A 21,086-nucleotide genomic window follows, 5' to 3' on the forward strand; every position below is an offset into this window, starting at 1 on the left:
TGCCACTGTCACGCGGCACACGGGAATGCCTTCGCTCGCCCGTGGCGTTTGCTCCTTTCGGCGCACCGCCTTCATCACGGCAGTACCGAGGAGTGACATGTCCGAGAGCAGGACCACCGCAGAGTTCTACTTCGACCCGATGTGCCCGTGGGCCTGGATGACCTCCCGCTGGATGCTGGAGGTGGAGCAGGTGCGCCCGGTCGACGTGCGCTGGAAGGTCATGAGCCTGGCCGTGCTCAACGAGAACCGGCTCGACGAGCTCCCGGCCGAGTACCGCGAGCTGCTGACCCAGGCCTGGGGCCCGGTCCGCGTCGTCGTCGCCGCCCAGCAGCTGCACGGCGACGAGGTCGTCGGCAAGCTCTACACGGCGCTCGGCACCCGCTTCCACAACAACGGCGAGGGCCCGACGCGTGAGGCGATCGTCGGCGCGCTGACGGACGTCGGCCTGCCGGAGGACCTCGCGGACTTCGCGGAGAAGGACACGTACGACACCGAGCTGCGCGCCTCGCACAGCGAGGGCATCGACAAGGTCGGCCAGGACGTCGGCACCCCGGTCATCGCGGTGCCGGGCCCGACGGGCGACGAGGTCGCCTTCTTCGGCCCGGTCGTCACCCCGACCCCGCGCGGCGAGGCGGCGGCCCGGCTGTGGGACGGCACGCTGCTCGTGGCGTCGACGCCGGGCTTCTACGAGATCAAGCGCACCCGGACGGCGGCGCCCAGCTTCGAGTAGGACCCCGTGAACGGAAGGACCCCCGCGATTCCTGTCATCGCGGGGGTCCTTCTTTCATCCGCCTGCAACGTGAAGGTTGAGAAGACGATCACGAGCAGGACGACGGGTGCCTTCTCAGGCTCTGATCAGAACGAGATCAGCGGGATCGAGGCCTTGGCCGCCTGGTAGCGCTTGTGCACGTCCTGCCAGTTGACGACCTGCCACATCGCCTCGATGAAGTCCACCTTCTGGTTCTTGTACTGCAGGTAGAAGGCGTGCTCCCAGGCGTCGAAGACGAGGACCGGGACCGAGCCCTGGCCGACGTTGCCCTGGTGGTCGTAGACCTGCTCGACGATCAGCCGGCCGCTGATCGGCTCGTACGCGAGGACACCCCAGCCGGAGCCCTGGGTGGTCGCGGAGGCCTTCGTCAGCTGGGCCTTGAACTTGGCGAAGGAGCCGAAGGACTCGGTGATCGCGTCCGCGAGCTCACCGACGCCGTCGGCGGCCAGCGGCTCGCCGCCGCCCCCGTCCTTCGGGCTGTTCATGTTGTTCCAGTAGATGGAGTGGAGGATGTGGCCGGAGAGGTGGAACGCGAGGTTCTTCTCCAGGCCGTTGATCGCGCCCCACTGGTCCTTGTCGCGGGCCTCCTCCAGCTGCTCCAGGGTGTCGTTCGCGCCCTTGACGTACGCGGCGTGGTGCTTGTCGTGGTGCAGCTCGATGATCTGCGGATTGATCACCGGCTCCAGCGCCGCGTAGTCGTACGGCAGCTCAGGAAGTGTGTAGATCGCCATGTGCCCGGCCCCTTCGACTGCTCCTGCTTATTGCAACCTATATGCAAGTGCAGGCTAACAGTAGGTGCGGGAGTTGTTGATCAGTCCTTCGCCCTAGGTCCGGGGGCCCGGACATGGCGAAACCCCCGAACCCAGGAGGCGGTTCGGGGGTTTCGCGCCGAGGCGGTACGGATCAGGAAGGACGGCCCGCCGCCGCCTTCTGGCGTACGAAGCCGACGGCGGCGAGCAGCAGCGTCAGGCCGCCCGTCCAGTACAGCTGCACGCGCGTGCCCTCCTCGCGGGCCATCAGGAAGAAGATCGCCGCCATGCCGGCCAGCGCCACCCAGGTCAGCACCGGGAAGGCCCACATCCGCACGACCAGCTTCTCCGGCGCCTCGCGCTCGGTGCGGCGGCGCAGCACCAGCTGGGAGGCGGCGATGAAGAACCAGACGACGAGGATGATCGCGCCGATGGTGTTGAGCAGCCAGATGAAGATGTCGTCCGGCCGCCAGTAGCTCAGCAGCACGCAGCCGAAGCCGAAGACGGAGGAGACGAGCACGGCCGCGCGCGGGACCCCGCCGGAGAGCCGGCCGAGCGCCTTCGGACCCTGGCCGCGCGCGACGAGCGAACCGGCCATGCGGGAGGCGCCGTAGATGTTGGCGTTCATCGCGGAGAGCAGGGCGACGAGCACGACCACGTTCATGATCTGGCCGGCGGCCGGGATGCCCAGGTGGTCCAGGGTCGCGACGTACGGGCCCTTCTCGACGACCGCCTTGTCGTCCCACGGGACGAGGGTGACGATGACCGCCATCGAGCCGATGTAGAAGAGCGCGATCCGCCACATCGCCGTACGGACGGCCTTGGCGACGCCCTGCACCGGGTGCTCGGACTCGGCGGCCGCGATGGTGACCGTCTCCAGGCCTCCGTACGCGAAGACGGAGGCGAGCAGGCCGACGATCAGACCCTCGGAGCCGTGCGGGAAGAAGCCGCCGTCGCCGGTGAGGTTCGTCGTGCCGGGCGCGGGGGCGTCCGTGCCCGGCAGGAGACCGGTGATGGCGAGGACGCCGATGCCGAGGAAGAGGACGATCGCGCCGACCTTGAGGGCGGCGAACCAGAACTCGAACTCGCCGAAGTTCTTCACGGCCGCCAGGTTGGTGACGGTGAAGACCACCATGAAGAGCGCGACCCAGGCCCACTCGGGGCTGCCGGGGAACCAGCCGGTCATGATGTTCGCCGCGCCGATGCCCTCCAGGCCGACGGCGACACAGAGCAGGAACCAGAAGGCCCAGCCCGAGGTGAAGCCCGCCCAGGAGCCGAAGGCGCGCTCGGCGTGGACGGAGAAGGAGCCGGAGGCCGGGTTCGCCGCCGACATCTCGCCGAGCATGCGCATCACGAGCATGACGAGCACACCCGAGATCGCGTAGGCGATGACGATCGAGGGACCGGCGGCGGCGATGCCGGCGCCGGAGCCGACGAAGAGGCCGGCACCGATGACGCCACCGAGGGCGATCATCGAGAGGTGGCGCTGCTTGAGGCCGTGCGTGAGGCCCTCGGCGGGTGCGGTCGCGCCGTCCTTGCGGTCGGCCGGCGCGGGCGCGGTGGTCCGAGACATGGGCGAACCCTGTTCACTAGCTGAGACGGGGAGGGAGCCCACAGTCTGGGCGGGCGCACCGCTCAGAGGGAACCGATGTCCGCTATACGGGCACGACCTTCACACAAAGTGAAGGTTCATGACCGGTTCGTACGCAGCTCCCGCACCCACGCGACCAGTAGGACCGCCCCGGTCGCCGCCCCCGACCACAGCACCTGCGGCCGCGCCGCGTCGTCCGTCAGCATCAGGACGAGCACCGCCGCCATCGCGGCGAGCGCCACCCAGGTCAGCCACGGGAAACCCCACATCCTCAGCGTCAGCGTCTCCGGTGCCTCGCGCTCGATCCGGCGCCGCAGCTTCAGCTGCGAGACCGCGATCAGAGCCCAGACGAAGAGCAGCACCGCGCCGACCGCGTTGAGCATGTAGAGGAAGACGGAATCCGGCCACTTTAGATTGAGGAGTACGGAGACGAAGCCGAAGGCCACCGAGGCGAGGACCGCCCGGCGCGGCACCCCGCCGGGCGAGACCCGGAGCAGCCCCTTCGGCGCCTCCCCGCGCTCCGCGAGCGAGAACACCATCCGGGACGAGCCGTACAGGTTGGCGTTGAGCGCCGAGAGCAGCGCCACGAACACCACCACGTTCATGATCTGGCCCGCCGCCGGCACCCCGATCGCGTCCAGGACCGCCACGTACGGCGACTGGCCCGGCTCCATCGACGTCCACGGCAGCAGCGTCACGATGACCAGCATCGAGCCCACGTAGAAGAGGAGGATCCGCCACACCGCGCTGCGCACCGCCCGCGCCACGTTCCTCGCCGGGTCGTCCGACTCGGCCGCCGCGATCGTCACGACCTCCAGGCCGCCGAAGGCGAAGACGACGGCGAGGACACCGGAGACGACCCCCGCCCAGCCGTTCGGCAGGAAACCGCCCTGACCGGTCAGGTTCGCGAGCCCCACCGGGTCCGTGTCGGGCAGCCGGCCGACGATCGCCAGCGTGCCGAGGATCAGGAAGAGGACGATCGCGCCGACCTTGAGCGCGGCGAACCAGAACTCGAACTCGCCGAAGTTCTTCACCGCCGCCAGGTTGGCGAGGGTGAAGACGACCATGAAGATCAGCACCCAGCCCCACTGCGGGACCCCCGGCGCCCAGCCGTTCGCGATCCGCGCCGCGCCCGTCGCCTCCACGGCGAGGACGACGACCAGCAGGAACCAGTACAGCCAGCCAACCGAGAAGCCCGCCCAGCGGCCGAGCGCCCGCTCGGCGTGGACCGAGAACGCCCCGGAGGCGGGCATCGCCGCCGACATCTCGCCCAGCATCCGCATGACGAGCATCGCGAGCGCGCCCGCTATCAGGTACGAGACGACGATGCCGGGACCGGCGACCGCGATGCCCGCGCCCGAACCGACGAAGAGCCCGGCGCCGATCACCCCGCCGAGCCCCAGCATCGTCAGATGACGCTGTTTCAGACCGTGGGAGAGGGGCTCCGGTTCGGGGGTGAGGGAGTCGTGCATGTGGGGGGCTCGTGCTCTCTGACGGTTTATGGAGACCCCACAGTCTCTCCAGTGAAGGTCCTCTGGCGCAAAAGGGACCTCCATGCACGAGTTCCCAGTGACAAGCGTCACGTGGCGCGAGGCGTGATCGGCCGGCTTTGTTCGGTCTCCACGAAGCGCTCGACCGCCGCTTTGTGGGCGGCTGACGGTGATCGGGCGGTCACTCCTGGCATAGCGTCAACCTGTCCCACTCACCCTCACCCCGCGGAGTACCGATGAGCACCGCCGCCGCCCCCGTCCGTCCCCTCCGTGCGGGCGCCGTCCTCGCCGACCTGCTCCCCGCGAGCCGCGCCCGCGACATCGCCCTGGTCGTCGGCGGCGCCGCCCTGACCGGCCTCGCCGCGCAGATCTCCGTCCCGGTCCCCGGCTCCCCGGTCCCGGTCTCCGGCCAGACCTTCGCCGCCCTGCTCGTCGGCACCGCGCTCGGCGCCCGCCGCGGCTTCCTGGCCCTCGCCGCGTACGCCGTGGCGGGCATGGCGGGCGTGCCGTGGTTCGCGCAGGCCACCTCGGGCTACGGGATGCCGTCCTTCGGCTACATCCTCGGCATGATGCTCGCCGCGACCGTCGTCGGCGCCCTCGCCCGCCGCGGCGCCGACCGCTCGGTGCTCCGCACGGCCGGCGCGATGGCCCTCGGCTCCGCGATCATCTACGCGGTCGGCGTGCCCTACCTGGCGCTCGCCACCGGCATGACCTTCGGCCAGGCCGTCGCCGCGGGCCTCACCCCGTTCCTGATCGGCGACGCGCTCAAGGCCGCGCTCGCCATGGGCGTCCTGCCGGCCGCCTGGAAGCTCGTCGGCCGCAAGGGCTGAGCACGTCGCGGTACGCGAGAGGGCCCGTCGTTCCGGGGGAACGACGGGCCCTCTCGTACGTGCGGGGACTACGGGCGCTCGGCCGACGCCTTCGCCATCCGCTGCCGGACCAGCGCGATCGCGATGACCAGCGCGGCGACGAGCAGGGACAGCACGACCTGGTCGCGGTTGCTGCCGCCGTCGTAGACCATGTAGCCGAGGACGCCGACGATCATGACGATCGTCGCCCAGGTCAGGTACGGGAAGAGCCACATCTTCACGACCAGCTTCTCCGGCGTCTCGCGCAGGATGATGCCGCGCATCTTCAGCTGGGTCACGCAGATGACCAGCCAGACGAAGAGCGCGACCGCGCCGGAGGAGTTCAGCAGGAAGGCGAAGACGGTGTCCGGCCACTTGTAGTTGAAGAAGACCGCGACGAAGCCGAAGACGACGGAGCCGAGGATCGCGGCCGTCGGCACGCCCCGCTTGTTGACCTTGGCGAAGGCCTTCGGCGCGTCGCCGCGCTGCCCGAGCGAGAACGCCATGCGGGAAGCGGTGTAGAGGCCCGAGTTCAGGCAGGACAGGACGGCCGTCAGGACGATCACGTTCATGATCTGGCCGGCGTGCGCGATGCCGATGGAGTCGAGGGCGGCGACGTACGAGCCCTTCTCGACGATCGACTTGTCGTTCCACGGCAGCAGCGTCAGGACGACGAAGATCGAGCCCAGGTAGAAGACGCCGATCCGCCAGATCACGCTGTTGGTGGCCTTGGTGACCGCCTTCTGCGGGTCCTCCGACTCACCGGCGGCCAGGGTGACGATCTCGCTGCCCATGAAGGAGAAGACGACCATCAGCACACCGGTGAGGACCGCGCCCGCGCCCATCGGGAAGAAGCCCCCGGCGTCGGTGAGGTGCGCGAAGCCCGTGCCCGGGTTGTCCGAGCCCGGCAGGACGCCGAAGACCGCGAGCAGGCCGATGACGACGAAGGCGCCGATGGCCACGACCTTGATGCCGGCGAACCAGAACTCGAACTCGCCGTACGAGGCGACCGAGCCGAGGTTGGTGAGGGTGAGCACCACCATCACGATGAGCGCCCAGCCCCACTGCGGTACGGCCGGGATCCAGCCCTCCAGGATCTTGGCGCCCGCGGTCGCCTCGACGGCGAGGACGACGACCCAGAAGAACCAGTACAGCCAGCCGATGCTGAAGCCGGCCCAGCGGCCGAGGGCCCGGTCGGCGTAGGCGGAGAAGGAGCCGGAGGACGGCCGGGCGGCGGCCATCTCGCCGAGCATCCGCATCACGAAGACGACCATGGCGCCGACGAGCGCGTAGGAGAGCAGGATCGCGGGGCCGGCCGCGGCGATGCCGGATCCCGAGCCGACGAAGAGGCCGGCGCCGATCACGCCGCCGATGGCGATCATCGACAGATGACGGTTCTTGAGCCCGGCCTTGAGACCGTCGGAGGACTGCGGAGTATCGGCCGTACCGGCCGTTCCGCCTTCCTTCTCCAGGGTCGGCTGCGTGTTCATGAACGCTTCCTAACGTGTGGGGGACGCTCGGGTCGCGAGCCCGAGCATTGAACCCTGTGAGAGGGGGTGATCGGAAGACCTCATTCCGGATAGTTGTGAGGACCACTCCGCGAGAGGCGAAGGTCCATACCAGGCCGGGTGAACGTCCCGACCCCGCTGACCGCTACCCGCGCCCTGACATGCCACACTCGGCACCATGCGCGTCTACATCGGTTCCGACCACGCCGGCTACGAACTCAAGAACCACCTCGTCGAGTGGCTCACGGCACACGGCCACGAGCCCGTCGACTGTGGTCCGCACATCTACGACGCCCTCGACGACTACCCGCCGTTCTGCCTCCGCGCCGCCGAGAAGACGGCCGCGGACCCGGACGGCCTGGGCATCGTCATCGGCGGCTCCGGCAACGGCGAGCAGATCGCCGCGAACAAGGTGAAGGGGGTGCGCGCCGCCCTCGCCTGGAGCGAGCAGACCGCCGCCCTCGGCCGCGAGCACAACAACGCCAACGTGATCTCCGTCGGTGGCCGCATGCACACCCAGGAAGAGGCGACGAAGTTCGTCGAGATCTTCCTGAACACGCCGTACTCGGGTGACGAGCGCCACACCCGCCGGATCGACATGCTCAGCCACTACGAGAACACCGGCGAGCTCCCCCCGATCCCGGCCCACCACCCGCAGTAGTCCGCCGCCCGATGCCCGAAGGTCACACCATCCACCGGCTGGCCGCCGACCACCGTGAGCGGTTCGGCGGCCGACCCGTGCGCGTCTCCAGCCCGCAGGGCAAGTTCGCCGACTCGGCGGCCCTGCTCGACGGCGGCGTCCTGGAGACCACCGAGGCCCACGGCAAGCACCTCTTCCTCGGCTTCCGCGGCGAGGAGTGGATCCACATCCACCTCGGCCTCTTCGGCAAGGTGACCTTCGGGGACACCACCGGCGCCCCGGCCCCGCCGCCCACCGACACCGTCCGGCTGCGGCTCGCCAACCCCGAGGCGTACGTCGACCTCCGCGGCCCCACGACGTGCGCGCTCGTCACGGACGCCGAGAAGCAGGCGATACACGACCGCCTCGGACCCGACCCGCTCCGGCCCGGCGACGACCCCGGCAAGGCCTGGCGCCGGATCTCGAAGTCCCGCACCACCGTCGCCGCCCTGCTCATGGACCAGAAGGTCATCGCCGGCGTCGGCAACGTCTACCGCGCCGAGGTCCTCTTCCGGCACGGCATCGACCCCTACCGCGCGGGCAAGGACCTGACACCGGGGGAGTGGGACGCGATCTGGACCGACCTCGCCGCGCTGATGCGCGAGGGCGTCCGCCTCAACCGCATCGACACCGTCCGCCCCGAGCACACGCCCGAGGCGATGGGCCGCCCGCCGCGCGTCGACGACCACGGCGGCGAGGTGTACGTCTACCGCAGGACCCACCAGCCCTGCCACATCTGCGGCGACGAGATCCGCACCGCCGACCTCGCCGCCCGCAACCTCTTCTGGTGCCCCGGCTGCCAGACCCCCTAGAACCCGTGCGGCAGCCACGGCGCCACCGGGGACCCCAAGGCGACCGACGCCTCCACGAGCGCACCTTCCCGCAGCTCCCGCACGCGCCCCGCCGCCGCCAGCGACACCAGCGACACCCCGCCCAGGTACGCCGCGCCCAGCTCCCGCACGGACAGTTCGAGGTCCGCCGGATCCGAGGTCCGGACGCACGTCGCGCCCTTCGTGTCACCCGTCAGCCGCCAACGTCCCTCGTTCCAGGGACAGAACGCGTCCTCGACCTCGAACACCACGTCCACCGGCGCCTGGTACGTCCGCGCCTCCAGCGCCGCACCCACCTCCACCAGACGCACGTGCAGACCGTCCCGCAGCATCGGCGAGCAGCGCCGTACATCGCTCACCAGGTGCTGCCAGCCGTCGTCCACCGGCCGGCTGAGGAGCCGTACCTCCCGGGTCAGGTCCACCGAGCAGAGGAACCGCCACAGCGCCGCCTCCGCCACCGCGTCGAGCCCCATCAGCTGATGGACCGTGACGACACCGTCGGCGCCCGAGAACGACCACTCCGGCTTGATCGCGTAGTGCGTGAACCCCACGACCTCCCCGCCCCGTTCCGCGAGCACGCACAGCTTCGGCGAGGCACCCTCCCGGTCGGCAGGCGCGTCGAGCAGCGCCAGCCGCTCCCACCCGGGCTGCCGGGCCAGCATCCCCGGCCGTCCGGGCACCAGCTTCGCGTAGACCGCCTCGCACACCGCGTTGGACTCCGTCAGATCGGCCTGGCGCAAAGTGACCCCGTCCGTGCCCTCCGGCACAGAGAGCCGTACCCGGGTCGTGTCGATCGTGGTCCGCGCCGAGTACGCGGCGATGCCGTAGCCGAACCGCCCGTAGATCTCCGGCTCCGAGGCCGTGAGCACCGCGACCGACTCGCCGGCGGCCCGCAGGTCGTCCAGCTGCCGCCGCATCATCGAGGTCAGGATCCCGCGCCGGCGGTGCGTCCCCGCCACGCTCACCATCGTCACCCCGCCGGCCGGCACCGAAGCCCCGCCCGGCACCGTGAGCCGGAACGAGAAGGCACCCGCCGTGCCCACGCACAGGTCGCCGTCCCACACCCCCAGGGAGCGGTCGAACTCGGTCAGGTCGCGCCACAGCGCCCGCTCCTCCGGAGCCTCCGCCACGCCCCCGAACGCCAGCTCCAGAACCTCGTACCAGCGGTCCCAGTCCGTCGGTTCGAGTACGCGCAGTTCAGTCGTCATATGCCATCGATATCAGCGGCGCGCGTCCGGGGCGACCCGATTTCGCGCACATTGTCACCGGGGTACCCCTGCACGATGTCGGACGAGGTGGATAGGGTCCAGGCCAATGGGACACCGCGCGGGAGTGAACACGTACGCGGCCCGGATGCGCAGGCGCGCCCGCCGGGCCCGCATCGCGCTGCGCAAGTCCGGCGTCGACTACTTCCGCGGGGACGGCTCCGACTGGCTCGCCTTCGCCGGACTCCTGCTGATGATTCCGGCCATCGCCTGCGGCACCCTGCTCGACCCCGTCTGGTGCGCGCCGGCCGCGCTCGTCCTGCCCATCGTGGCCGGCGGGCTGCTGCTGCGCCCCGCCAGCCTCCTCGGCCTGTACGCGGCCGCCGCCGGCGCCCTCATCGTCGAGTCCGTCGTCCTCGGCCCGTACACCCAGGGCCCCGCCCGGGTCACCCCCGGCACCGTCCTCACCGTCGCCGCCTGCGGACTCTTCGGACTCCTCATCGCCCAGTTCCGCGCCCGGGTCGGCGTGCCCTGGCGACGCGGCGGCACCATGCTCTTCGACCTGCGCGAACGCATCCGCGTCCAGAGCGCCCTGCCCCGGCTCCCGCAGGGCTGGCACCGCGAGATGGCGCTCCGCCCGGCCGGCGGCCAGTCCTTCTCCGGCGACTTCGTCGTCGCCGCCCGCACCCACGGCGGCCGCACCCTGGAGGTCGTCCTCACCGACGTCTCCGGCAAGGGCATGGACGCGGCCTCCCGCTCCCTGCTGCTCTCCGGAGCCTTCGGCGGCCTCCTCGGCTCGCTCCCGCCGCACGGCTTCCTGCCCGCCGCCAACGGCTACCTGCTCCGCCAGAACTGGGACGAGGGCTTCGCCACCTCCATCCACCTCGTCCTCGACCTGGATTCCGGCGACTACGAACTCTTCTCCGCCGGCCATCTCCCCGCGCTCCAGCTCCACGCGGGCAGCGGCCGCTGGGAGGAGAAGGCCGCCGACGGTCCCCTCCTCGGCGTCTACGACGGGGCCGAGTTCCACCCGGTCAAGGGCGCGCTGCGGCCCGGCGACGTCCTCATGCTCTTCACCGACGGCCTCGTCGAGGCCGCCGACCGGGACATCGCCGAGGGGATCGACCGCCTCACCGGCGAGGCCGACCGCTGCGTCGCCGAGGGCTTCGACGGCGTCACCTGGCACCTGATCGAGGCCGTCGCCAAGGACGTCAACGACGACCGGGCGCTGCTGCTCATCTCCCGTCGCGCCTGACCGGACGTCCCCGTGTGACGTGATCTTCTCCACGACGATTCGTCACGAGGCGGCGGGGGCATGGGAGTTGATGGCACCATGGAGGCAGCGGGGGGTGGTGTGCGACGTGCGTCGCTCCCCGGCGGGCAAGGCGGGACCGACCGAGGGTGTGATCAGTTGTGGCCATTTCACTGTCTGTGGTGTTGCTGTTGGCAATCATCCTGGTGGTGCTGATCCGCGGGGGGAACCTCAAGGGCGGACCGGCCGTGATCGCCGTGCTCTTCGGCTTCTTCCTCGCCTCCACCGGCATGGCCGACGACATCCAGCGCTTCCTGGACTCGATAACGCAGACGGTCGGCTCCATCAAGTTCTGACGAGCCCCGGACTACTTCGCGGGCTTGGCCGTCTTGGTGGCCTTGGCTGTCTTGGTCGTCTTGGTCGACGGCTTGGCCGCCTTGGCCGGCTTGGAGTCCTTGGGGCCGTTCGCCGGCCTGGCGGCCGTCGTGGCCGTCCTCGCCGTCCCGGTCGGCCGCGGGGCGGATCGTTTCGCCCCCATGTCACTGCCCGAGACCGCGGTACTCGGCGGTGCCGCCTCCCGGGGGCCGTGCGTCGACCACTTGAGCTCGATCTCCAGCTCGATCTCCCCGTCGCCGACCTCGAACTCCACCTCGCTGCGGAGCCTGTCCGGGATGTGCAGGCTCAGCGTCCCGGACCCCAGCTCCAGTTCGGCCTCGCCGCCCTCCCGCAGGGCGGCGGCGAGCGCGGCCAGCTGATCGGCCGCCTCAAGGCGGGACAGCGAGCGCTTCTGCTCGAACTTCAGGTCCTTCATCGCTACCTCCGGTGCGGCGGGAGACGGGCTGAGCCCAGTCTGCGCGACCCCGCGGGACCCGGCATCTCGCGAGCCTCCGGAAAAAGCTGCCGGAAACGCCTCAGGGCCGGTCCGGAGAGGCTTCTCCGGACCGGCCCTGAGGCCGTGGAGCGGGTGACGGGAATCGAACCCGCGTAGCTAGTTTGGAAGACTAGTGCTCTACCATTGAGCTACACCCGCACAGCATCGCGCCGCAGGTCACCAGGACCGCGGCACGAAGAGCATGTTAGCCGGTCGGGGGACCTTCGTGCACACCCCTTGAAACGGGGGGCGCCGCACTGTCCCCGTCCATGTACCCTACGTGTCGCACCGACGGGGTGTGGCGCAGCTTGGTAGCGCGTCCGCTTTGGGAGCGGAAGGCCGTGGGTTCAAATCCCGCCACCCCGACCATGACGATCACGCGCCCACCGGTCGCGTTCTTGATCACGTTGTGGCTGCCTCCCCGCTTGCGGTTACTATGCAAGCTGCGTGCCCGTGTGTCTTTCTGACCGGGCCGACCCACCGGAACCGCCGAGACGCGGAACCGGTGGTTTCCAGGAATCAGCCACAAGGAGACCTAACCGTGAAGAGCGCCGTGGAGACCCTGAACCCGACTCGGGTTCGGCTCACTGTCGAGGTGCCCTTCGAGGAGCTCAAGGACAGCCTCGACGCGGCGTACAAGAAGATCAACCAGCAGGTCACGGTCAAGGGCTTCCGTAAGGGCAAGATCCCGGCTCGCGTGATCGACCAGCGGTTCGGCCGCGGCGCCGTGCTGGAAGAGGCCGTCAACGACGCGCTCCCGAAGTTCTACACCGAGGCCGTCAACGAGGCCGAGGTCAACCCGCTGGGTCAGCCCGAGGTCGACATCACGGAGCTGAAGGACGGCGAACTGCTGGCCTTCACCGCCGAGGTCGACATCCGCCCGACGATCGAGATCCCGGACTACTCCGGCATCGAGGTCACCGTCGACCCGATCGAGGTCACGGACGAGGACATCGAGAAGTCGGTGGAGCAGCTCCGTGAGCGCTTCGCCTCGACGTCCACGGTCGAGCGGGCCGCCCAGGACGGCGACGTCGTCACCATCGACCTCGAGGCCAAGGTCGACGGCGAGGTCCTGCCCGACGGTGTCGCCGACGGTGTCTCGTACACCATCGGTTCCGGCGAGCTGCTCGACGGCATCGACGAGGCCGTCAAGGGCCTGGAGGCCGGTGGCGAGGCCACCTTCACCTCGCAGCTGAAGGGCGGCTCCGCCGAGGGCAAGGACGCGGAGGTCACCGTCAAGGTCACCACCGTCGCCGCCCGTGAGCTTCCCGAGCTGGACGACGAGTTCGCGCAGATGGCGTCGGAGTTCGACACCCTCGACGAGCTCAAGGCCGACAGCCGCAAGCGCCTCGAGAACATGAAGCAGTTCGACCAGGCCACCCAGGCCCAGGAGCGCGTCCTCGACGAGCTCCTCAAGCTGGTCGAGGTCCCGATGCCCGAGAAGCTTCTCGAGGACGAGATCAACACCCGCAAGCACAACCTGGAGCACCACCAGCTCGGCCAGATGGGCATCGACCTCGCGAAGTACCTGGAGCTCCAGGGCAAGACCGAGGAAGAGTTCCTGGCCGAGACCAAGGAGCAGGCCGAGAAGGGCATCAAGACGCAGTTCATCCTCGATGAGCTCGTCAACAAGGAGAAGCTCGAGGTCTCCCGCGAGGAGCTCACCGAGCACCTCTTCCGTCGTGCCGCCTCCTCCGGCATGAGCCCCGACCAGTTCGCCCAGGCCGTGGCCCAGGGCGGCCAGGTGCCGATGCTCGTCGGCGAGGTCGCCCGCGGCAAGGCCCTCGCGGTCGTCGTCGAGGCCGCCAAGGTCCTCGACACCAACGGTGAGGTCGTCGACCTCTCCGACGACGAGGACGAGGTCGAGACCGCCGCTGAGGCCGTCGAGGCCGTCACCGGCGAGGCCGAGGTCTCCGAGGACAAGTAAGCGGCTTCGCGCCCCGGCGCGGAACGCCGCTCCACGGGCCCGTGCGCACTGCTGTGCGTACGGGCCCGTGGACGTACCCGGCCCGGTTACGCGCGGCCGCCGACCTTGCGCTCCCAGCGAACAGTTCGGGAACCGGGATGGCGTTGTCCTACCTGCGCGTTAGGGTCCATGAATACGAGGGCAATGCCCTCGGAACGAGACGCTGAGACGGCCTTCGCCGTCGGAGACGAGCAGGTGGATACGTGACGAATCTGAAGCCTTACGCCGCGGGTGAGCCGTCCATCGGTGGCGGCCTCGGCGACCATGTCTACAACCGGCTGCTCGGCGAGCGGATCATCTTCCTCGGCCAGCAGGTCGACGACGAGATCGCCAACAAGATCACCGCTCAGATGCTCCTCCTGGCCGCCGAGCCGGAGAAGGACATCTTCCTGTACATCAACAGCCCCGGCGGCTCGGTGACGGCCGGCATGGCCGTCTACGACACCATGCAGTTCATTCCGAACGACGTCGTCACCATCGGTATGGGCATGGCGGCCTCCATGGGCCAGTTCCTGCTGACCGCCGGCGCCCCCGGCAAGCGCTTCGCGCTGCCGAACACCGACATCCTGATGCACCAGGGCTCCGCCGGCATCGGCGGCACCGCCTCCGACATCAAGATCCAGGCCGAGTACCTCCTTCGCACGAAGAAGCGCATGGCCGAGATCACCGCGCAGCACTCCGGTCAGACCGTCGAGGCGATCATCCGCGACGGTGACCGCGACCGCTGGTTCACCGCGGACGAGGCCAAGAACTACGGCCTCATCGACGACATCATCACGCACGCCGCGGGCGTTCCGGGCGGTGGCGGCACGGGCGCCTGAGCGCCGGTAGCCAGCCCCAGAGCCCCAGCCCACCGAACGCCACCAGGACGGTGAACACCCAGATGCAGAACAACCTCTCCGCGAGCGGCCTCTACACCGGCGCGCCGATGGACAACCGCTACGTCGTTCCGCGCTTCGTCGAGCGCACCTCGCAGGGCGTCCGCGAGTACGACCCGTACGCGAAGCTCTTCGAGGAGCGCGTGATCTTCCTCGGCGTGCAGATCGACGACGCCTCCGCCAACGACGTCATGGCGCAGCTCCTGTGCCTGGAGTCGATGGACCCGGACCGCGACATCTCCATCTACATCAACAGCCCCGGTGGCTCCTTCACCGCGCTGACGGCGATCTACGACACGATGCAGTTCGTGAAGCCGGACATCCAGACGGTCTGCATGGGCCAGGCGGCCTCCGCCGCGGCCGTGCTGCTCGCCGCCGGTACGCCCGGCAAGCGGATGGCCCTGCCGAACGCGCGCGTGCTGATCCACCAGCCCTCCGGCGGCACCGGCCGCGAGCAGCTCTCCGACCTGGAGATCGCGGCCCGCGAGATCCTGCGGATGCGCAGCCAGCTGGAAGAGATGCTGGCGAAGCACTCCTCGACGCCGATCGAGAAGATCCGCGAGGACATCGAGCGTGACAAGATCCTGACCGCCGAGGACGCTCTCGCGTACGGCCTGGTCGACCAGATCGTCTCGACCCGCAAGAGCACGGCCTCCTCGGAGCGCTGACGCCCGACCTTCCCTCGGCACGGAGCACATGACGCATTCCCGTCCATGTGAACCGTGCCAAGGGGGGCCCGAACGGGGGGCCCGGCAAGGTACCGTCGAATATGAGGCACCAGGAGTAGCTGAACCAAGCACTCCCAGGCGAAGGGGAAGCACCTCGTGGCACGCATCGGTGATGGCGGCGACCTGCTCAAGTGCTCGTTCTGCGGAAAGAGCCAGAAGCAGGTGAAGAAGCTCATCGCAGGACCCGGTGTGTACATCTGCGACGAGTGCATCGACCTCTGCAACGAGATCATCGAGGAAGAACTCGCGGAGACGAGCGAGGTGCGGTGGGAGGAACTCCCCAAGCCCCGCGAGATCTACGAGTTCCTCGAGGGATACGTCGTCGGGCAGGAGCCCGCGAAGAAGGCCCTCTCGGTCGCGGTGTACAACCACTACAAGCGCGTCCAGGCCGGCGAGAACGGCGGCGGGGCGGGGCGGGACGACGCCATCGAACTGGCGAAGTCCAACATTCTGCTGCTGGGCCCCACGGGCTCCGGCAAGACGCTCCTGGCCCAGACGCTGGCGCGCATGCTCAACGTCCCGTTCGCCATCGCCGACGCGACGGCGCTGACGGAGGCCGGCTATGTCGGCGAGGACGTCGAGAACATTCTGCTCAAGCTGATCCAGGCGGCCGACTACGACGTCAAGAAGGCCGAGACCGGGATCATCTACATCGACGAGATCGACAAGGTCGCCCGTAAGAGCGAAAACCCGTCGATCACGCGTGACGTGAGCGGTGAGGGCGTCCAGCAGGCCCTCCTCAAGATCCTGGAGGGCACCACCGCCTCCGTACCGCCGCAGGGCGGCCGGAAGCACCCGCACCAGGAGTTCATCCAGATCGACACGACGAACGTGCTCTTCATCGTGGGCGGCGCCTTCGCCGGCCTGGAGAAGATCATCGAGTCGAGGGCGGGCGCCAAGGGCATCGGCTTCGGGGCGACCATCCGCTCCAAGCGCGAGATCGAGGCGAGCGACCAGTTCCAGGAGGTCATGCCGGAGGACCTGGTGAAGTTCGGGATGATCCCGGAGTTCATCGGCCGTCTCCCCGTCCTCACCTCGGTCCACAACCTGGACCGCGAGGCGCTCCTCCAGATCCTCGTCGAGCCGCGCAACGCGCTCGTGAAGCAGTACCAGCGTCTCTTCGAACTCGACGGCGTGGAGCTGGACTTCGACCGCCCGGCCCTGGAGGCCATCGCCGACCAGGCGATCCTGCGCGGCACCGGCGCGCGCGGCCTGCGCGCCATCATGGAGGAGGTCCTCCAGTCGGTGATGTACGAGGTCCCGTCCCGCAAGGACGTGGCCCGGGTCGTCATCACGGCGGACGTCGTCCGGAACAACGTCAACCCGACGCTGGTCCCCCGGATCGTGAAGAACGACGGCAGGCACGAGAAGAGCGCGTAGTCGCTCGCCTTCCTGTACGGGCCGGTAGAACCTTCGACGAAGGTTCTACCGGCCCGTACTTTCAGCACTCGCCCGTCATTTAGCGAACCGTTCAAGCCGGAACTCGCATCACGTGCCTACGCCGTTGATCAACTCGTGGTTGCCTGTGTGTGCAACGTATTCAGAGTTGAGCGAGGGGTTGTCGATGAGATCCATGAAGGTCACCCGGGCACTGGCCGCGGCAGGCATCGCAGCGGCCGCTGTCATCACGCCGATCACGATGGCCTCGCCGGCGTCGGCATCGGCCTCCATGTATTCCGGTTGTCTGAACTACGTCAAGAACAGCGGCTACCTTGTGGGACCCAAGGTGTACGCGGCTTGCTCACATGAGGCGTGGTCCACAGTCGTCGGCTGGGTGTACAACCCGAACTGTTTCCGCGGGCTTGTGAACATCAGCGTGGATGGGGCGGTCGCGGCCGAGGCCTGTAAGCGCGCCCACTGACGTGTTGGAGGCGTAGAAGAAGCCTCCCGTCCTGGCCCGACAGAACCGTATTGGCGTCCCTGTCGGGCCGGATGGAAGGCATGGGCCTGGTGGGGCGGGCTATCCCTTGCTGCGGGATGCCTTGTACTGCTGGGCCGTCAGCTCGGCGACCTGGTCCAGGGTGGCTCCCTGGCCGCCGGTCATCATGGTGGACAGGTCCATGACGTTGACGACGCCCAGGGTGCTGTAGTCCGCCCAGATGCACGTGGGCACCGTGAACGACTTCGGGCCGGGGGTGGTCTCCGTCTTGGTGCTTTCGAGCGTGAGGTTCTGGCACTTCATCAGAGCGCCCTCGAAACCGGCCGGCGTCTTGCTCTCCGGGCTGCCGACCGGGGTCACCTTCAGGCCTTCGGCCTCGCCGGCCTGGTCCTTCTGGTAGTTCGCGAACGCGGTGTCGAGCGCCTTCTCAGGGTCGGCGATCTCGCCCCACATGCCGTTCAGGCCCATGCTCTTGCCCTTGAGCGGGTCGGTGGAGCCGCCGGACTTGTAGGAAGCCTGGACCGCCTTCGGGTTCTTGATCCCCATGGCGTCGGCGCTGGCCTTCTGCTTGTCGGTCAGGTCGCCGCTCTTGTCGGCGCCCTCCTTCTTGTAATCGCCGATGGCGGACGCGGGAGTGATCTTGTAGCCCTTGGTGTCGTCGGCAACGGCACCGTTTCCACCGCCGCCGAGCAGGAAGTACGCGCCGACGCCGATCGCAGCGACGACCGCGACCGCGCCGATGATCAGGCCCGTCTTCGACTTCTTCGGGGCCGGCGGGTGCGGGACGTAGCCGCCGGGGCCCTGGGGGGCGCCGTACTGGGGCTGCTGGCCGTAGGGGGCGGGCTGCTGGGGCTGCGGGTAGCCGTACGGCGGCTGCTGCGGGGGGACGCCCTGCGGGGCCTGCTGGGGGTACCCGTAACCCGGCTGCGGAGCCTGCGGCTGGCCGTACGGGCCCGGCTGCTGCGGCTGCTGGCCGTACGGGCCCGGCTGGCCGTAGGGCCCGGGCTGCTGGGGCGGCTGGCCGCCGTACGGGCCGGGCTGGTTGTAGCTCATCGACAGGTTCCCCTCACAGGATGTTTATGCCTAGCGAACATCCTGGCGGAACCGCCGGAGCGGAAGTGCGGCGGGGGCCACACCGTTACCGAACCAAAGCGTTTCGGGACGGGGCGGCGACACCCCTAAACTGGGCCCGTGACCGAGAACACTCAGCAGCAGACAGCGCCCACCACCGAACTGCCGACCCAGTACGCGCCGGCCGAGGTAGAGGGGCCGCTGTACGAGCGCTGGGTAGAGCGCGGGTACTTCGAGGCCGACGCGAAGAGCGAGAAGCCCGCGTACACCATCGTCATCCCGCCGCCGAACGTCACCGGATCGCTCCACCTGGGCCACGCCTTCGAGCACACGCTGATCGACGCCCTCACCCGCCGCAAGCGCATGCAGGGCTTCGAGACGCTGTGGCAGCCCGGCATGGACCACGCCGGCATCGCCACCCAGAACGTCGTCGAGCGCGAGCTCGCCAAGGAGGGCAAGTCCCGCCACGACCTGGGCCGCGAGGCCTTCGTCGAGCGCGTCTGGGAGTGGAAGGCCGAGTCCGGCGGTCAGATCGCCGGCCAGATGCGCCGCCTCGGCGAGGGCCTGGCGTGGAGCCGGGACCGCTTCACCATGGACGAGGGCCTGTCCCGTGCCGTCCAGACCGTCTTCAAGAAGATGTTCGACGACGGCCTGATCTACCGCGCCGAGCGCATCATCAACTGGTGCCCGCGCTGTCTGACGGCCATCTCCGACATCGAGGTCGACTACCAGGACGACGACGGCGAGCTCGTCTCCATGCAGTACGGCGAGGGTGACGACACCATCGTCGTCGCCACGACCCGCGCGGAGACGATGCTCGGTGACACCGCCGTCGCCGTCCACCCCGACGACGAGCGCTACGCCCACCTGATCGGCAAGCAGATCAAGCTGCCGCTGACCGACCGTACGATCCCGGTCGTCGCCGACACGCACGTTGACCCGGAGTTCGGCACGGGCGCCGTCAAGGTGACCCCCGCGCACGACCCGAACGACTTCGCCATCGGCCAGCGTCACGACCTCGAATCCATCGAGGTCCTCGACGAGCGCGGCATCATCACCGTCCACGGCCCCTTCCAGGGCCTGGACCGCTTCGAGGCGCGCTCCGCGATCGTCGCCGCCCTGCGCGCCGAGGGCCGGATCGTCGCCGAGAAGCGTCCGTACTCCCACTCCGTCGGGCACTGCTCGCGCTGCAAGACGACGCTGGAGCCGCGTCTGTCGCTGCAGTGGTGGGTCAAGGTCGAGACGCTGGCCAAGGCCGCCGGCGACGCGGTCCGCGACGGTCAGGTGAACATCCACCCGGCCGACATGTCGCAGCGGTACTTCGACTGGGTCGACAACCTCAACGACTGGTGCATCTCGCGCCAGCTGTGGTGGGGCCACCGCATCCCCGTCTGGCACGGCCCGAACGGCGAGCTGGTCTGCGTCGGCCCCGACGACGAGGCGCCCACGGGCGAGGGCTGGACGCAGGACACCGACGTCCTCGACACGTGGTTCTCGTCCGGCCTGTGGCCGTTCTCGACGATGGGCTGGCCGGAGCAGACGCCGGACCTGGAGAAGTTCTACCCGAACTCCGTCCTGGTCACCGGCTACGACCTCATGTTCTTCTGGGTCGCCCGGATGATGATGTTCGGTCTGTACGCGATGGACGGTCAGCCGCCGTTCCGCACGATCGCGTTCCACGGCATGGTCCGCGACGAGTTCGGCAAGAAGATGTCGAAGTCGTTCGGGAACACGGTCAACCCGCTGGACTGGATGGACAAGTACGGCTCCGACGCCCTGCGGTTCACCCTGGCCAAGGGCGCCAACCCGGGTGTCGACGTCCCGATCGGCGAGGACTGGGTCCAGGCGTCCCGGAACTTCGCCAACAAGATCTGGAACGCGACCCGTTTCGCCATGATGAACGGCGCCACGGTCGAGGGCCCGCTGCCGGACGTCGCGGACATGTCGGCGACCGACCGCTGGATCCTCTCGCGACTGAACAAGGTCGTCTCCGAGGCGGACGCCTTCTACGACGACTACCAGTTCGCGAAGCTCGCCGACGCCCTCTACCACTTCGCGTGGGACGAGGTCTTCGACTGGTACGTCGAGCTGTCCAAGACGACCTTCTTCGACGGCGGCGAGCAGGCCAAGGTCTCGGCCCGTGTCCTCGGTGAGGTCCTCGACGTCACCCTGCGCCTGCTGCACCCGATCGTCCCGTTCGTCACGGACACCCTGTGGACCACCCTCACCGGCGGTGAGTCGCTGGTCGTCGCCGACTGGCCGAAGGACAGTGGCTTCCGGGACGAGGCCGCCGAGAAGGAGATCGAGCTGGTCCAGCAGGTCGTCACCGAGGTCCGCCGCTTCCGTTCCGACCAGGGTCTCCAGCCCGGTCAGAAGGTTCCGGCCAGGCTGGACGTGACCGGTACCGCGCTGGCCCCGCACGAGGCGGCCATCCGTCAGCTGCTGCGCCTCCAGCCGGAGGGCGAGGGCTTCTCCGCCACCGCCTCCCTGCCGGTCGCCGGGGCGACGGTCGCGCTCGACCTGTCGGGCACGATCGACGTGGCCGCCGAGCGCAAGCGTCTCGCGAAGGACCTCGCGGCCGCCGAGAAGGAGAAGGCCCAGGCGAACGGGAAGCTCGGCAACGAGGCCTTCCTCGCCAAGGCCCCGGACAACGTGGTCGACAAGATCCGTACCCGCCTCGCCAAGGCGGACGAGGACATCGCCCGTATCCAGACGCAGCTGGCGAACCTGCCGCAGGCGTAGCAAGGCACACGGAAGGGGCCCGGAACCGGT

The 21,086-nt window shown here is 69.1% G+C and carries 19 protein-coding genes and 2 tRNA genes; 12 read left to right on the forward strand and 9 right to left on the reverse strand.

The genetic code is table 11. The features are described 5' to 3' along the window. Positions 1–97: 97 nt before the first annotated feature. Positions 98–730 (forward strand): DsbA family protein, encoded by a 633-nt coding sequence (locus tag ACFC0G_RS22295; protein WP_376405854.1) that lies wholly within the window; start codon positions 98–100, stop codon positions 728–730. Between the two features lie 125 nt (positions 731–855). Here the strand turns inward: ACFC0G_RS22295 and ACFC0G_RS22300 are convergent, their stop codons facing one another. From ACFC0G_RS22300 to ACFC0G_RS22310, 3 genes are all read right to left on the reverse strand, one after another. Continuing rightward, on the reverse strand, positions 856–1,500 hold the full coding sequence (locus ACFC0G_RS22300; RefSeq protein WP_376405856.1) for a superoxide dismutase: 645 nt from the start codon (positions 1,498–1,500) through the stop codon (positions 856–858). Positions 1,501–1,672: 172 nt separating this feature from the next. Beyond that, a complete protein-coding gene (locus ACFC0G_RS22305) occupies positions 1,673–3,091 on the reverse strand; it encodes an amino acid permease (protein ID WP_376405858.1) in 1,419 nt (472 codons plus the stop codon). Between the two features lie 116 nt (positions 3,092–3,207). After that, the gene (locus tag ACFC0G_RS22310; RefSeq protein WP_376405861.1) at positions 3,208–4,581 is read right to left on the reverse strand and encodes an amino acid permease; all 1,374 of its coding nucleotides are present in this window, start codon (positions 4,579–4,581) and stop codon (positions 3,208–3,210) included. Between the two features lie 254 nt (positions 4,582–4,835). Between ACFC0G_RS22310 and ACFC0G_RS22315 the strand changes: the two genes are divergently transcribed. Continuing rightward, complete coding sequence (locus ACFC0G_RS22315; RefSeq protein WP_376405863.1) at positions 4,836–5,429, forward strand: biotin transporter BioY; 594 nt, start codon at positions 4,836–4,838, stop codon at positions 5,427–5,429. 68 nt (positions 5,430–5,497) lie between these two features. On the opposite strand, the gene ACFC0G_RS22320 is transcribed toward ACFC0G_RS22315, so the two are convergent. Next, positions 5,498–6,937, reverse strand: coding sequence for an amino acid permease (locus ACFC0G_RS22320; RefSeq protein WP_376405865.1), 1,440 nt, complete (start codon positions 6,935–6,937; stop codon positions 5,498–5,500). A 196-nt stretch (positions 6,938–7,133) separates the two neighbouring features. Between ACFC0G_RS22320 and ACFC0G_RS22325 the strand changes: the two genes are divergently transcribed. Further along, positions 7,134–7,616, forward strand: coding sequence for a ribose-5-phosphate isomerase (locus tag ACFC0G_RS22325; RefSeq protein WP_376405867.1), 483 nt, complete (start codon positions 7,134–7,136; stop codon positions 7,614–7,616). 11 nt (positions 7,617–7,627) lie between these two features. Beyond that, positions 7,628–8,446: an Fpg/Nei family DNA glycosylase gene (locus ACFC0G_RS22330; RefSeq protein ID WP_376405869.1), complete on the forward strand. Its 819-nt coding sequence runs from the start codon at positions 7,628–7,630 to the stop codon at positions 8,444–8,446. On the opposite strand, the gene ACFC0G_RS22335 is transcribed toward ACFC0G_RS22330, so the two are convergent. After that, positions 8,443–9,672 (reverse strand): GNAT family N-acetyltransferase, encoded by a 1,230-nt coding sequence (locus tag ACFC0G_RS22335; RefSeq protein ID WP_376405871.1) that lies wholly within the window; start codon positions 9,670–9,672, stop codon positions 8,443–8,445. The two genes, ACFC0G_RS22330 and ACFC0G_RS22335, sit on opposite strands and share 4 nt — an antisense overlap. Before the next feature lie 106 nt (positions 9,673–9,778). Here ACFC0G_RS22335 and ACFC0G_RS22340 point away from each other — a divergent pair, with 106 nt between their 5' ends. Next, positions 9,779–10,924: a PP2C family protein-serine/threonine phosphatase gene (locus ACFC0G_RS22340; RefSeq protein ID WP_376405873.1), complete on the forward strand. Its 1,146-nt coding sequence runs from the start codon at positions 9,779–9,781 to the stop codon at positions 10,922–10,924. Positions 10,925–11,082: 158 nt separating this feature from the next. Next, the gene (locus tag ACFC0G_RS22345) at positions 11,083–11,277 is read left to right on the forward strand and encodes a hypothetical protein (protein WP_024755527.1); all 195 of its coding nucleotides are present in this window, start codon (positions 11,083–11,085) and stop codon (positions 11,275–11,277) included. A gap of 11 nt (positions 11,278–11,288) precedes the next feature. On the opposite strand, the gene ACFC0G_RS22350 is transcribed toward ACFC0G_RS22345, so the two are convergent. Beyond that, a complete protein-coding gene (locus ACFC0G_RS22350; protein ID WP_376405875.1) occupies positions 11,289–11,732 on the reverse strand; it encodes an amphi-Trp domain-containing protein in 444 nt (147 codons plus the stop codon). A gap of 145 nt (positions 11,733–11,877) precedes the next feature. After that, positions 11,878–11,951: transfer RNA gene (locus tag ACFC0G_RS22355), tRNA-Gly, on the reverse strand. A 133-nt stretch (positions 11,952–12,084) separates the two neighbouring features. On the opposite strand from ACFC0G_RS22355, the gene ACFC0G_RS22360 reads away from it, so the two are divergent. From ACFC0G_RS22360 to clpX, 5 genes are all read left to right on the forward strand, one after another. After that, a tRNA-Pro gene (locus ACFC0G_RS22360) sits at positions 12,085–12,161 on the forward strand. A gap of 172 nt (positions 12,162–12,333) precedes the next feature. Further along, the gene (gene tig, locus ACFC0G_RS22365) at positions 12,334–13,719 is read left to right on the forward strand and encodes a trigger factor (RefSeq protein ID WP_376405877.1); all 1,386 of its coding nucleotides are present in this window, start codon (positions 12,334–12,336) and stop codon (positions 13,717–13,719) included. Positions 13,720–13,961: 242 nt separating this feature from the next. Beyond that, on the forward strand, positions 13,962–14,579 hold the full coding sequence (locus tag ACFC0G_RS22370) for an ATP-dependent Clp protease proteolytic subunit (protein ID WP_365217508.1): 618 nt from the start codon (positions 13,962–13,964) through the stop codon (positions 14,577–14,579). A 62-nt stretch (positions 14,580–14,641) separates the two neighbouring features. Continuing rightward, on the forward strand, positions 14,642–15,304 hold the full coding sequence (locus ACFC0G_RS22375) for an ATP-dependent Clp protease proteolytic subunit (protein WP_376405880.1): 663 nt from the start codon (positions 14,642–14,644) through the stop codon (positions 15,302–15,304). A 156-nt stretch (positions 15,305–15,460) separates the two neighbouring features. Further along, on the forward strand, positions 15,461–16,744 hold the full coding sequence (gene clpX, locus ACFC0G_RS22380) for an ATP-dependent Clp protease ATP-binding subunit ClpX (RefSeq protein ID WP_024755522.1): 1,284 nt from the start codon (positions 15,461–15,463) through the stop codon (positions 16,742–16,744). A gap of 108 nt (positions 16,745–16,852) precedes the next feature. On the opposite strand, the gene ACFC0G_RS22385 is transcribed toward clpX, so the two are convergent. Both ACFC0G_RS22385 and ACFC0G_RS22390 read right to left on the reverse strand, forming a co-directional pair. Then, positions 16,853–17,035 carry a hypothetical protein gene (locus ACFC0G_RS22385; RefSeq protein WP_376405882.1) on the reverse strand — a complete coding sequence of 61 codons (183 nt, stop codon included), beginning with the start codon at positions 17,033–17,035 and terminating at the stop codon, positions 16,853–16,855. Between the two features lie 289 nt (positions 17,036–17,324). Further along, positions 17,325–18,296: a hypothetical protein gene (locus tag ACFC0G_RS22390; RefSeq protein ID WP_376405885.1), complete on the reverse strand. Its 972-nt coding sequence runs from the start codon at positions 18,294–18,296 to the stop codon at positions 17,325–17,327. Between the two features lie 138 nt (positions 18,297–18,434). Here ACFC0G_RS22390 and ACFC0G_RS22395 point away from each other — a divergent pair, with 138 nt between their 5' ends. Further along, positions 18,435–21,056, forward strand: coding sequence for a valine--tRNA ligase (locus ACFC0G_RS22395; RefSeq protein WP_376405887.1), 2,622 nt, complete (start codon positions 18,435–18,437; stop codon positions 21,054–21,056). The last annotated feature ends 30 nt before the right edge of the window (positions 21,057–21,086 follow it).

The sequence above is a fragment of the Streptomyces sp. NPDC056169 genome (genome assembly GCF_042268445.1).
In the GTDB taxonomy this organism is placed as follows: domain Bacteria; phylum Actinomycetota; class Actinomycetes; order Streptomycetales; family Streptomycetaceae; genus Streptomyces.